The 12,840-nt window shown below is 64.8% G+C and carries 8 protein-coding genes and 1 pseudogene; 7 read left to right on the forward strand and 2 right to left on the reverse strand.

Going from position 1 to position 12,840, the window contains the following annotated elements; translation table 11 throughout:
• The first annotated feature begins 176 nt into the window (after positions 1–176).
• Positions 177–725 (forward strand): pyridoxal-phosphate dependent enzyme, encoded by a 549-nt coding sequence (locus ABZS51_RS19710; RefSeq protein ID WP_355442739.1) that lies wholly within the window; start codon positions 177–179, stop codon positions 723–725.
• 19 nt (positions 726–744) lie between these two features.
• On the opposite strand, the pseudogene ABZS51_RS19715 reads toward ABZS51_RS19710, so the two are convergent.
• A pseudogene (locus ABZS51_RS19715) lies at positions 745–1,748 on the reverse strand (IS5 family transposase).
• Positions 1,749–1,783: 35 nt separating this feature from the next.
• Between ABZS51_RS19715 and ABZS51_RS19720 the strand changes: the two are divergent.
• From ABZS51_RS19720 to ABZS51_RS19740, 5 genes are all read left to right on the forward strand, one after another.
• Positions 1,784–1,978, forward strand: a complete 195-nt coding sequence (locus ABZS51_RS19720; protein ID WP_355442742.1) for a hypothetical protein — start codon at positions 1,784–1,786, stop codon at positions 1,976–1,978.
• A 1,113-nt stretch (positions 1,979–3,091) separates the two neighbouring features.
• On the forward strand, positions 3,092–8,590 hold the full coding sequence (locus tag ABZS51_RS19725; protein ID WP_355442745.1) for a LamG-like jellyroll fold domain-containing protein: 5,499 nt from the start codon (positions 3,092–3,094) through the stop codon (positions 8,588–8,590).
• A gap of 92 nt (positions 8,591–8,682) precedes the next feature.
• The gene (locus tag ABZS51_RS19730) at positions 8,683–9,534 is read left to right on the forward strand and encodes a hypothetical protein (protein ID WP_355442748.1); all 852 of its coding nucleotides are present in this window, start codon (positions 8,683–8,685) and stop codon (positions 9,532–9,534) included.
• Between the two features lie 109 nt (positions 9,535–9,643).
• Complete coding sequence (locus ABZS51_RS19735; protein WP_355442751.1) at positions 9,644–10,087, forward strand: hypothetical protein; 444 nt, start codon at positions 9,644–9,646, stop codon at positions 10,085–10,087.
• A gap of 341 nt (positions 10,088–10,428) precedes the next feature.
• Positions 10,429–11,496, forward strand: coding sequence for a serine hydrolase domain-containing protein (locus tag ABZS51_RS19740; protein ID WP_355442754.1), 1,068 nt, complete (start codon positions 10,429–10,431; stop codon positions 11,494–11,496).
• 37 nt (positions 11,497–11,533) lie between these two features.
• Here the strand turns inward: ABZS51_RS19740 and ABZS51_RS19745 are convergent, their stop codons facing one another.
• Entirely contained in the window at positions 11,534–12,424 is an 891-nt protein-coding gene (locus tag ABZS51_RS19745; RefSeq protein WP_355442757.1) for an alpha/beta hydrolase, read from the reverse strand.
• Positions 12,425–12,639: 215 nt separating this feature from the next.
• Between ABZS51_RS19745 and ABZS51_RS19750 the strand changes: the two genes are divergently transcribed.
• Entirely contained in the window at positions 12,640–12,795 is a 156-nt protein-coding gene (locus ABZS51_RS19750) for a hypothetical protein (protein WP_175587533.1), read from the forward strand.
• Positions 12,796–12,840: the final 45 nt, after the last annotated feature.

Raw genomic sequence — 12,840 nt, forward strand, 5'->3', positions numbered from 1 at the left:
AGGGGAGCGCCGCCCAGACTTCCTAATCGGCTCGCTCGTGGCGAACGGGCGCGATCTTCCGGGCCGCGTCTGTCATGGTGGGACGGTGAATTGGACCACGCGGGCGCTCGAAGTGCTGGCGGCGGGTGAGCCCACCCCGCTGATTGAGCTGCCGGTCTCGGCGCCCGGGATCAGCCGTGGCGCAGGCCTGGTTCGCGCGGCGGCTCGGGCTGCCGTACATCGTGGTCATGCCGGGCGCGCGCGACCAGGCTCGGACGGGGCCGGTTGAGGAACTGGGCGGGGAGTTTCGATTCGTGACGCTGCCACTGGCCATCTACGACGCCGCACGCGAGATCGGCGGGCATTTCCTGGACCAGTTCGGGCGGGTTACGCCGCACGAGCTGGCGGAGGAGTTGTTCGGGCAGTCGCGGCCGGACTGGGTGGTGTCGGGTGCGGGCACTGGGGCGACCTCGGCCGCCCTCGGCCAGTGGATCCGATCCCACCGTGAGGACTGCCGGGTCGCGGTGGCGGATCCCGAGAACTCCGCCTACTTCCCGGGATGGACGCTCGACGTGCCCGGCTACGGCGCCGGGATGCCCTCGTGGATCGAGGGCATCGGACGGCCGCGCGTCGAGCCCGGCTTCCGGCCTGACCTCGTGGACTTGGTTGTCTCCGTACCCGACGCGGCCAGAGTGGCGGCGGCCCGGCACATCCGCGAGGTCACCGGGCTGCCGGTCGGCGCCTAGGGCGCGTATCCAGTCGTGATCAACTCGCGGTACGGGTGAGGTCCCTGACCCAGATCATCGAGGCGCGCAGGTGGAGGCCGGCGAGGTAGCTGGCTGGGGTCTTGTCGTATCGGGTGGCGACGCCTCGCCAGGCCTTGAGCTTGTTGATCAGGCGCTCGACACTGTTCCTCTCCTTGTAGAGGTCGGCGTCGTGGCTGACAGGCCGACCGCCCGTGGAGCCCTTCTTCTTGCGGTTGGCGGCTTGGTCTCTCTTCTCCGGAATCACTGCCTTGATACCGCGTCCGCGCAGGTGGGCCCGATTGTCGCGGGAGGAGTAGGCCTTGTCAGCGGCGACCGCGTCCGGCTGGGTGCGGGGGCGGCCGACGGGGACGCGCACCCGTATCCTCCCCAGCACGGGGATGAACTGTGGGCTGTCCGCGGCCTGGCCCGCTCTCAGCACGAACGCCAGTGGACGGCACTTACGGTCGGCGGCCAAGTGAACCTTGCTGCTCTGCCCGCCCCTGGAGCGTCCCAAGAGGGCGCCCTTCAGCCGGAGTTTCCGCCGGCGCCGGACTCGTCGTCGCTCCCCCCGCTCGGGATCGATCTCGGCGTCCTGTCCGTCTTGTTCTTCGACATTGCCCCCTTTGACCTGGCCTTCTCCGCCTCGGCAGCTGCCTGCTCCAGTGCCCCCAAGACGTCCTCGCCCAGGTGCTTCCCGGCCGCGTCGTGGTGAGCACGTGCGGTGGTGGAGTCGATGCTGACCAGGGTCAGATCCACCTCACCCCGCTTCGCCGCTTCCGCGATCAGGCCCTCCAGCAGGGCCTCGAAAACGCCGGCGTCACGCCATTGCCGGAAGCGGTTGTGGACGGTCGACCAGGCACCGAACTCCCGCGGCATCTCCCTCCACTGTCCGCCGGTCCTGAACCGCCAGATCACACCCTCGAACTGGTGCCGTAACCGCTCGGGATACGGGCCGTACTCGCCGATCGGCAGGTACGGCCCGATGAACCCCCACTCCGCGTCCGTCAGTTGCACTCGCGTCACGCAACAAGACCTCACCACGAGGCCGAATCAACAGATTGATCACGACCCAATACACCGCGTTGTGGGCGGCGCTGGAACTGGTCGAGCGAATGCGGGCCAGAGGCGAGACCGGCACGGTGGTGTCGCTGATCGGCGACGCGGCCGATCGGCATCTGGCGACCTGTCGCGACGACGGGTGGGCCGCCAGGAAAGGGCTGGACGGGGGACAGTACACGGGCACTCTGGGGTAGCGCAGCAGCCTTTAGCCTGCGCCGGCCTGCGACGCGCGTTTTTGGCATGAGCGGATGTTCGCGCCGATCGCCTCGTGATGGCGGAACAGCCGCGCGTCGGAGGCTCTGAGAACGCCGCCGATCGCGGACGCTCGACGACCGGCTGCGCACCGCGAGAGCCGACCAGGACACGTATGCCAAGGCCGCATTATCCGCCGGTCAGAGGCCCAACGCCCGACACAGTTCTTCAGTCTGCGGTGCGGTGTTCGAGTAGGCGTTAAGCACCTTCACTCGTGTCATCAACGGCGGTGCCCTCAGGGGCACCGCGTTTTGTGTTGTAAGTGCAGGAGAGGGGCGGGGTCGGTCGCCTCGTCTGCCGTCACTCGGGGCTCGCCGTTGGCGTCGAGGTAGAGCTGACGGAAGAACGCCTGGTTGAGCATTCGCCAGGCGTTGTCGTCGGCGAGCCGCTACAACGCGTGCGGCCGGGCGAGCAGCTCAAGGACGGTCCCCAAAGCCTTACGGCCGGCGTGGAGGTCAGGTTGCTCGGTGCGGGCCATCCGAGCCTGGAGACGGGCATGTTCGCTGCGGATGGCGCGCAGCCGCTTGTGATCTGTGGCGGCCGGGGATATCTGTCATGGGCGCTCCGTGACGAGGGGCCACGTACAGGATCGCCCGATGGTCGACCCGCCGTCGCCCGCCGCCTTGCGGCCGTATCGCCGGGTGCGGGTTACTCCCCGTTGGAACAACATTCCCATCTCGGCGAGCGCAAGCCACTGAAAAGACGTAGCCACGACCAATCTAACAATCGTATGCGTGAAACAATAGATATTTCATGCGGTTGGCTTCTTCTCGACTGGATAACAGAGTGGAATTTGCGCCGACGGTAGGTGGGTCGCCGTCAAGCCGTCAGCTTGCTACTGCGCTGGAAGCGGGGATCGTCTGTAGGCCACCACGGGCTGGGTCTCTGGGATGCCGGGGGATGTGCTGCTCATGAGTGCATAGATATCGAATCGCGTTGCGGTGACGTTACAGCTTTTTTGTCCGATCTATGGTGATCTATGTCACCTTGTAAGTGCTGATCAAGGTCAGTAAAGATAACTTGCCATTTCCACTCACTACAGACAGAGGGTGTTAGTGACCAAGTTAGTCACCCCGGCGAGTTCGGCCGGGAAATCGCGTCGACGCCTGGCGTCGACAGTGGTGCTGTCGGTGTCAGCATCACTGCTGGTTGCAGGCACGACTACGGCCGCGATGGCAGGTCCGGACCCAAAGGTCACGCCGCAGCACGCTTCCGCCCAGACGATATTTCCGCGCCCAACGGATCCTGATGCACCGCTGCGTTCAGCGATCGAGGACGCCAAGAGGCACAACAAGCCGGTCGCGGTGGAAGCGTCCTACACGGAGTCCTCCCGCACCTGGGCCTATCCCGATGGCCATCTGTCCACGGAAACCTATGGTGGCCCCGCTCAACTCAAGCAGGCCGATGGAACGTGGGCCTGGATCGATACGACTCTGGTAGAGAAGGATGGCGGTCTTAAGCCTAAACTCGCGAAGGCGGACATCACCCTATCGCATGGGGGTGGCGTGCCATTCGTGTCGATGGAGCGCGGCAAGGGGCAGCAGCTTTCCCTCTCGTGGCTCAAGGACCTGCCCAAGCCTGATGTTAAGGGCAATGTGGCCACGTACAGGGACGCAGCGGGGCCAAGTGCTGATCTGGTCGTAACGGCACTGCCGACCGGGTTCCAGCATAATGTGGTACTGCGCGAGCGACCAAGCGCGCCGGTGGAGTTCCGTATCCCTGTCCAGGCTGACGGTCTGAAGCTGACCGTGACCAAGTCCGGTGGGCTCACGCTGGCCAACAACAAGGGCAAGACGGTGGTGTCGGCCCCCACCCCGCAGATGTGGGATGCGGCCTCCGAGCACCCCACCAAAGACCAGCCGGGCCGTCGGGCTGTGGTGAAGACGTCGGTGGAAAGCAAGGACGGCAAGACGATGCTCGTCCTGAAGCCGGACGCCAAATGGCTAGCGGATGCGGCGACTTCCTATCCTGTCACTGTGGACCCGACCACCACGCTCGGGGTGCTGCAGGAAGTCACCATTGCTTCCCCCAATAGCCAATCGGGCAGCCCAGCCATGGTCGGTCGCACCCGCGTCTGCGTCAGCAACTGCGATAGCTGGACAGGCAAGGTCTACGAGGACCGCGTCATGCGCGCACTCATGAGCTTCGACACAACCCCGATCAACGGGCGGCAAGTGGTCAAGTCGACCATGCAGCTCAGGCTGCGGATGGACGCCACCAGTTGCGGCCAATATCAGACCATTGTCGCCCAGCGGATCACTGGGGCCTGGGAGGCAGATCGCACCTTCTGGGGAAATCAGCCTGCTACCACTCCAGAGGGGCGCTTCACCGTCAACGCCTGCGAGATGCCGCGGACCGCCGGAGCGGTATGGAGCTGGGACCTGACCAAGATGACCCAGGCTTGGGCGACGGGGACGGCCAACAATGGCGTGATGCTGAGCTTGACCGACGAGTTCCCCGTCCCGGCAAACCTGTTCGAAGACTTCAGGTTCTGGGCGCAGGTATCGGGCCAGAACGTACCCAAGCTGAGCGTGGACTGGGTGCTGCCGCCGGAGATTCCTACCGTGACGGCCGAGTCGATCGACTCGATCAACGGTAACGACGCCATCGCACGTAGCACCAACGTCAAAGTGACCTACAAGTCGAGCGTGCCCGAGGCCACGCCGCTGAATTACACGGTGACTGTCAACGACTCCACCATGGCCCCGCCGGCAGCGCAGTTACCCACGGGCGAGGCGGCCTACTGGAAGTTGGACGAGACCAGCGGCGGGAGCGGAGCCGACTCCTCGGGCAGAAATCTGCCGCTGGCTCTGAATGGCACCTACAGTCGCGTGCCCGGCCAGCTCGGACAAGCCCTCAAAGTATCGAGCGGTGGGTATGCCATCACCAGCAAGCCGGTGCTTAACACCAATCAGAGCTACACCGTGGCCGGCTGGGTGAAGCTGAACAGCAGTGCTGAACCGCAGACCGTGTTCTCCCAGATGGGCGTCAATCAGCCCGGCTTCTCATTGAAGCTGGAAACCTCGGGGCTAGGCGACGTCGATCAGCATTGGTGGTTAAGCCTGGTCACCGAAGACCGGGCGGACCGGATCAACGAGACTGTGGTCATTTCCGATAAGGCTGTAAAAATCGGCGAATGGACTCATGTCACCATCCAATATGATCAAAGTGCCCGTAAGGCGCGCCTCTATATGGACGGCGTGCTGGCCGGCGAGCGTGACTACACCCCCTCCTGGAACGCTCAAGGCGCATTCGAGATCGGTAAAGGCCGGGTCCTGGCCAAGGCCCTCGACGGGACAGTCGATGACATCCATGTCTATCAGCGGGTCCTGGCCGCTGATGAGATCCGAACCATGGTCGGTGTCCCCGGCACCACCACCAACAACGACATCCCATCCGGCAAGGTGCTGGACAAGGTATTCACACTGGACAACCCGGCCAGCTTCAAGTTCGTCGTGAAGGCCTGCCGCAGCGGCATCACGCCCCCTTCTTGCAACGAAAGCCCGGCCTATCGCATCACCAGCGACGCTCCTGTCCTGCCGGGTGACACGAAGACCGGCATGGAAGACCCCACCCAGCCGATCCTGTCCGGCATGGTCAACCGCCCCTCGGGCGGCCCGGTAACCGCTAAGTACTACCTGTACGACGACAAGGGTGCGCCCGTCGGCGCGACGCCGCTCGGTTCACGTACCGTCTACGGCGGGCAACGGGCGTCGCTGCAGGTTCCCGCCAATGCAGTGCAGCCAGGACGTACCTACCGATGGCACATGGTGGCCTGTGCTGTGGGCCAGGCTAGTGTTGGGGGTGGCGGCGATCCGGCGCCCACACCAACTCCTACACCGACGCCAACCGTCACCCCCACTCCCACCCCTACCCCCACCCCCACCCCCACCCCCACAGCTAGACGGTATGAAGCGGAGTCGGCGACGCTGAACGACTTCACGCCTCTCACCGACCCGCCGCAAGACGCATCCGATGGTGCGGTAACCAGCAGCGAGCGAGGAGCCACCGCAAGGTGGACCATCCATACGACCGGGACGAGCGCCACTCTGCGTTTCCGCTACATCAGCCCCGGTGCGACCATGTGGCTGAGCAGTAATGATGGACCGGTCACCTCCGTGGTCTTTCCGTCTGTCAGCGGATGGACCGACTACAGCACCACCTTCAACGGCCTGAAGGCCGGAGACAACATCATCGAACTGGCGATCTCCAACGCGCCGCTAGGCATCAGCCTCGACTACCTGGAAGTCACCGACAACCCCGACGACGAAGACTCTGCCATCGCGCGTAGCCAGGCTGCTGTCGCGACACCCGCATCAGATGGCCTGGAAGAAGTCTGCACAGCCAAGACCGCACCCGTGTCCTTCACCACCCCTGGCACGCCACCGACGGATCCCGTAGAGGAGGCTGAGCAGGTCACGCTCCTCAAGGACAATTTCGTCATCAAGACGGCCAGAACTGATCCCACCGCCTGCAGCGGTGCGCCTTGCACTGTGACTGGTGACGCAGCAATCCGGATCGGCGGCACCGGAGCGGACAAGACGGCCGCTGTGCTTGGATTCAGGCTCGACGAGCTCCCTGATGGAGCCGCCGTGGCGGAAGGCATCCTCAAACTCGGTACGGCCGTCTGCCCAGCCGGCACCTGCCCTGCGGACGCGGTCATCACTGCGACCCCACTTAAACATCCGGTTACGGCAGAGTCGAAGGGGTCGGAGCTGACGGGTGACGCCGACACCAGTACAGCCCCTTACTCGCTGCCGATCGGCGGTCCGCAGGCTGATATCGCTGGCAGTGAGTACCAGTGGCTCCTGCTCACATCAAACAAGGACGAGGTGGTCACTTTCGCCGATGCTGCAGCTGCCGAGCAGCCGTCGCTTACGCTCACATACGTCCTGGCGGGCCCACCGAGCAAGGTGCTGAACCTGGCAACAAGGGCTGGAGACGCGAGCGCCATCGCGAGTTGGGGCATTCCGGAGCGAACCGGTAGCGTCGCTCTTCTCGATGGTTACGATGTCGAGATTGCCGACAGCGGAGGCGCGGTGATCAAAACCATCGAGGTGAAGGATCCGTACGCGAGCATCACCAATCTCACTAACGGTAATACCTACAATATCAAGGTGCGCGCAAAGACCGCTTACGGTAAGAGCGGCTGGGAAACGGCTTCCGTGACGCCCAAAGCCGCGCCGCCCCCGCCAGACCCTTCCCAAGGCTGCATCCCCTTCTTGGATGGACGGCAGCAACAAAGTGCGAAGGTCCTGAGTGGATCCGGCGCACAGACATACATCGCTCGAGTCAAGGCCTACTACCAGGCGCAGGACACAGTCCTGGAGGGTAGAGCCAATACGATTTGGGATGCTCCAGGCGTAACCGCCAGTGCTCCCAGCACCGCCAAGCTGTCTCTGCTGAACGCTGCTCTTGTAGAAGAGCGACAGGCGCTGACGCAGGCGGGTGGCGCCAGAACAGGATCTTCTGTGCAGTTGGCCAACGCGGTTGTGGAGCCCCTGGCAGACGGCAGCGTACGCGTCACCACCGAAGTTAACCGCACGTGGACCGAGACGACCGCATCGAGTCATGGTGCGGTCAGCACCCGCTCTACGGCAGGCACATCTGGAGTCGTGGAGCCAATCGAATCAACGCTCTCGATCCACGTTTTCGATCGGTGCGGCAACATGACAACCATCGACGTTCCACTGCCGGCTTACGAGGACTCATCCGACGGTCGTGACCCATGCTCCGGCTTTGTCGAGCCCGATGGCAGGCTAGTCCAGGTTTGCGGCGCGAGTGCAGGGGGAGGCGGCCCTGTCACCACGCCGCTGACATTCGTCGAGGCGGCCTATATGGATGTCCCCATCTGGAAGAATTTCTGGGCGCGAATCCAGCTCACTCATCAGTGGGAGACGCAGCAGACCGGCCAAGGGCCGATTCAAACCACCAGGCGATGGAAGGTGGACGTTCTCCAGCACTATATGCGGCTCTACAGCATCGGCTCCCAAAAGGAGATCTGGGATACCAAGACGGGACAATATGTCCTGAAAAACCTTGAGATGCAGAGCACGGGTACCGCCTGCTTCACCAATGTCCGATACAAAACGGAGATTGGCCTGGGCTTCGCATTTGATTTTCCCAGGACCGGATCGATAAATGTCGGTGCAGCAAAGAGTAACGAGGTCGGTCAGGACTGCAAGTACAGCACAGAAGAGTACAAACGGGCTCCCGACCCCAAGAAGTACGCCGATCCGAAGGTGTGGAACATGCCGCCATTCGTCGAGGCGGAGTGCGTTCCTGAGAATCTCAATGAATGTGAACTCAACAAGTTCAGCCATCGGATGGATGCAAAGCTGATCTTGTGGCACCCGCCTGTCAAAGGCGAAAATCTGCAGTCCAATGATGTCGTGGAGGCGGCTATCAGTTGTCGACCACTTACCTTCGCAGGCTGGCCTCCAGGTGGAGCGACCACATACAAAACCGGGCACCCGCACTGCGGTGGAGGCGCGACTGTGAACGGGAAGCGAATGCAGCCGCTCATTGAAGGAAAGTACGTACGGCCGCAGTAGCAGCAAATGCTAGATGAGTCATAGCCAGGACGGGCCGTCGTCATGTGTCAAACGCCGGCCTGTCCTGAGGCTGCTCAAGGATCGAGGTAGGGATGAATGACGATCGATCGCCATGTCGAATGCTGCTTTCCGTAGTGGTGGGGTTGATCGTGCTACTCGCTGCCTGCGGGGAGCCTAAGGAGCGCCTTTACAGAGACGATCAAGCGTTTGCGGAGTTCGCTCTAAGTGCGCTTTCGGTCGCCCATCCCGACTACAGTTTCAATCCTGCCCCGGATAGCGAGAGAACGTCGAGCGGGCTGGCGGTTACACTGAAGGCACAGGCTATCGGTTCCTTCATGGCGGGAAGTGTTGGCGCAGTGACGGTTTCGGTAGCATACGACGCAAAAACAGGCGTAACGACGGTGACGCAGCTACCTGAAACGCGCTTGGGCCGTGTGCTCAAGACTTTGTCCACTTCTAAAGACAACGTCGAACACTCTCAAGACACACGAGAACTGCTCTCCAATATGGGTGCCAGTGTAGAGGCCGTAGCTGTTGCCGAGCTTGCCGAACCCGTGACAGATGCGCTGCTCGACAGGAATGTTGGGCTATCTCAACCACAGCGGGTTCTCCTTTCCTTGAGGAGAGGTGAACCGCCTCTTGGTAATAGCCTCTACTGCGGTCGGACTTGTGACGGGCGTTCTTATGTTGCCCCGTTCGCTGAATGGGTATCCACTCTGCGGTCCCAGGATCAGCCCGCTCTTAAGGCGTTCGGTTTAGACCTGAAGAGTTTGACGGCAGTTTCGCATCGCGGGCTGATATATGGACTAATCTACGAAAAGTATGATGCCGCGACTCTGCTCGCGATTTCCAAGAATCCGATGGTGAGAAGCTTGTATGTCGTGGACGCTAGCCTCAAATGCGCCTCTGATAGCTCCGCACTGTGTGATCCCGTGAAGGAGTGAGCTGCCTGCGACAGTCGAGCAAGAAGTGGATCGCGTTCGGGTGCCATCAGCCTCGGTTGACGTGCTTCGTCCGCCATCTGGAGCGCGTCATCGACCCATACCTGCTGACATGGCGAGCGAGGACGTCTACGGCGGCGACGGTCTGGTCGATGAGATGGCCAATCACCCGCGGCTGGTGATCGCCTGGGGTGTTCCTGGTGTGGCGCTCAAGCCGGTGACCACAGCTATCTCGTGGGGCATCGCTATCGTGGCGGCCTACGCCGATCGCATACCGGGCGATGACTCCAATGACCTGGGCGACTACGAGCTGCACCGCACCCGCTCCGCAGGCCGCCAGAACAGCTGCGGGTTCCACGGCGAACATGGCGACGGCAAGGGCGTCAGCCCCCGCAGGCGCGGAGATCGCCCCAGCAGGTCAGACGACGTGGCGGCGATGTCGCCGTCGCATGCGCGGGGATCGTCCGCGGGCGGCTGTGTCCTGGTCAGCGGCGTAGCAGTCGGCCCCAGCACGAGCCGGATTAGCAATGCACTCCCAGCCCTCACCTACTCCTGATGGGTCGGCCCCGCAGGCCGGGGATATCTAAGAAGCCTCAATGTGGTTGTCGAGCACATCACGCAGCGCCCTTATCTGCACCGCGGTGTTCGAGTAAGCGTTAAGCACCTCCACCTGTGTACGACGCCGCTGCGGCGTCGTGGTGTCAGAAACGGCGGTGTCCTCACGGGCACCGCCGTTTCTGCGTTGTATATGTGGTTCCGGGGTGACCGGGTGCAACACGCCGCGGCGTGGCGATGGTGGTGCCAGCCCCCCTGCAAGAGACCTGACCGCATGACTGATCATGAAGGTCGGAGAGCCAAAGATAAGGACATCACCCCTTATAGAAGGAGATGTCCACGATGTTGGGTAAGTGCCTCGCCGCTGCGACCGCCGCCGTCGTCCTGCTGGGCGCCGCCTCGCCCGCCCTGGCCGCCGTGGCCCCACGCGAGACCGTGCAGGCACGGCTCGACCGGCTCACCACGCGCGACGGCCTGGCCGGTGCGGTGCTCTCCGTGCGCGACACGAGCGGCCGTACGACCACCTGGACCTCGGGGACCGCCCGCCGTGGCACCCGTGAGCCGATGGTCGGCGATGACGGCCGCTTCCGCGCGGCCAGTGTCACCAAGTCCGTCGTCGCCGTGACGATGATGGAGCTGGCCCGCGACGGCAAGGTGGAGCTGGACGAACGGGTCGAGCACTACCTGCCGGGTGTGCTGCGGGGCGCCCCGATCACTGTCCGCCAGGTGCTCCAGCACACCAGCGGCCTCCCCGAGTACGTCGACCTGATCGACTGGACCAAGCCAGCCACCCCCGCCGACCAGCTCGCGCTGGCCCTGACGCGCGAGCCCGTCGCGCAGCCGGGGAAGCGGTACTTCTACTCCAACACCAACTACCTGGTCGCGGGCATGCTCATCGAGAAGGTGACCGGAGAGGACTTCCGCGAGGTCACCGCGGACGGCGTGCTGAAGGGCCTGCGCGACACGTACTGGCCGAAGAGCGGCGAGCTGGGCATCCGGGGTGGGCACGCGCACACGTACGGCGTCGACCCCACCGCGCCGAAGGCCGGGGAGAAGGACCTCACGCTGCTGCCGGGGTACGTGTTCGGGGCGGGCGGCGGCCTCGTCTCCACCCCGGAGGACCTGAACCGGTTCTGGCAGTCGGTTCCGGAGAGCACCCTGCGGACCATGCTCGCCGGGGCGGTCCGCGCCGACGACCCCGAGGGTGCCCGCTACGGCCTGGGCGTCTACGCCTACCGGCTGAGCTGCGGCTCGGTCTGGATGCACGACGGCGGCCTGCCGGGCGTGCGGGTGCTGAGCGGGCGCGACCGCGCGGGCCGGGCCGCGACTGTGTACGTCACGGGCACCCCGAAGAGCGACGACCACCTCTTCGACGCCTTCGACGCCGCCCTGTGCGCCCCCTCACGCTGACCGGGCCCTGAGCCGCTCGCGGCGGCACCGGCCGGGCTCATCCGCCTCCGGCGAGCCCGGCGAGCCCGCCGGCCTCCGTTGGCTGGGGAGGCGGCTCCAGAAGCCAGGCGAGCGCGGCCGGGGTGGCGTCGAAGTGGCCGGCGTGGCCCGCGTCCGGCTGCACCGTGAGCGTCGCGGTGGGGATGCGGGAGGCGAGCCAGCGCGCATGGGCGACCGGCACGACCGGGTCCAGCTCACCGTGCCAGAGCAGCACCGGCACGGTGATGGCGGCCGGGTCGAAGCCCCACGGGCGGCCGAACAGCGCCAACACGTCGTCCACCCAGCCGTCGAGGCCGGGACGGACCGCCTCGGCGTACGCGGCGGCGAGCATGGAGCCGATCTCGGGGCGGCCGAGGACGGCGGCCTCGGTGGCCGGAAGCTGCGGAGGCCCCGACGTGCCGGAGCTCTCCGCGGCGAGGTACGCCACCATGGCGGCCCGGTCCCGCAGGGCGACCCCCGCGCTGCGGACGTTGCCGTCCATCATGCCGGCCGTCCAGTCGAGCCCCCCGGCGTCGCGCGGCGCGAGCCCGGCCATCGAGGCGACGCGCAAAGCGCGGCCGGGATGGCGGGCGGCGAACGCCAGGGCGTGCGGCCCGCCCCCGGAGACGCCGTACACGGCGAAGCGGTCGAGCCCGAGGGCGTCCGCGACGGCGGCGACGTCGTCGGCCCCGTCCACCACGCGCCGACCGGGCAGGGGGGTGGAGCCGCCGAAACCGGGGCGGTCGAAGGTGATCAGGCGGACGCCGAGGCCGGTGAACAGGGCGTCGTCGGGGTGGCGGGCCAGCCGGCTCATCGGGCTGCCGTGCAGATAGATGACCGGCGTCCCGTCGGGCACGCCCCACTCCTCGACGGCCAGCGTGCGGCCGTCCACGGTGATCACTTCGCGCATTCCGGCAATCTAGCCGGTGCCGGACTTATGGCTCACATGGTTTCGTTCTGGGCGGATCTTCCGGCGCGGAGGGCGTGCCGGCGCGGGGGTTCCGCCGAAATCATCGAAGAAAGCCCAGGTCGAAGACTTATCTGGAACGAGGGTGATTAGAGATCGGTGGTGGGGAAGTGGAAGAGCCGAGTCCGGGTCAGTCCCGGTTGTCCATGGAGGGCAATGTGATCATTCTCGGTCTGATTCTCGTGGTGCTGGGGTGGCTGCTCGGCATCTCGATTCTCTACACGATCGGCGGCATCCTGCTGCTCATCGGCGTCGTCTTCCTCGTCCTCGGATCGGTCGGGCGTCCCGTCGGTGGGCGGCGGTACTGGTGGTGAGGTCGGTCGCCGGCGTGGCGGGCGGGCGCCCCCCCCCGGCGGAAT

Source organism: Nonomuraea sp. NPDC005501 (assembly GCF_040605905.1).
GTDB lineage: Bacteria > Actinomycetota > Actinomycetes > Streptosporangiales > Streptosporangiaceae > Nonomuraea.

What these genes read in the sequence shown, in the direction of transcription:
- ABZS51_RS19730 (WP_355442748.1), top strand. Translation starts at nt 8,683, where the DNA reads ATGAATGACGATCGATCGCCATGTCGAATGCTGCTTTCCGTAGTGGTG.
- ABZS51_RS19735 (WP_355442751.1), top strand. Translation starts at nt 9,644, where the DNA reads ATGGCGAGCGAGGACGTCTACGGCGGCGACGGTCTGGTCGATGAGATG.
- ABZS51_RS19740 (WP_355442754.1), top strand. Translation starts at nt 10,429, where the DNA reads ATGTTGGGTAAGTGCCTCGCCGCTGCGACCGCCGCCGTCGTCCTGCTG.
- ABZS51_RS19745 (WP_355442757.1), bottom strand. Translation starts at nt 12,424, where the DNA reads ATGCGCGAAGTGATCACCGTGGACGGCCGCACGCTGGCCGTCGAGGAG.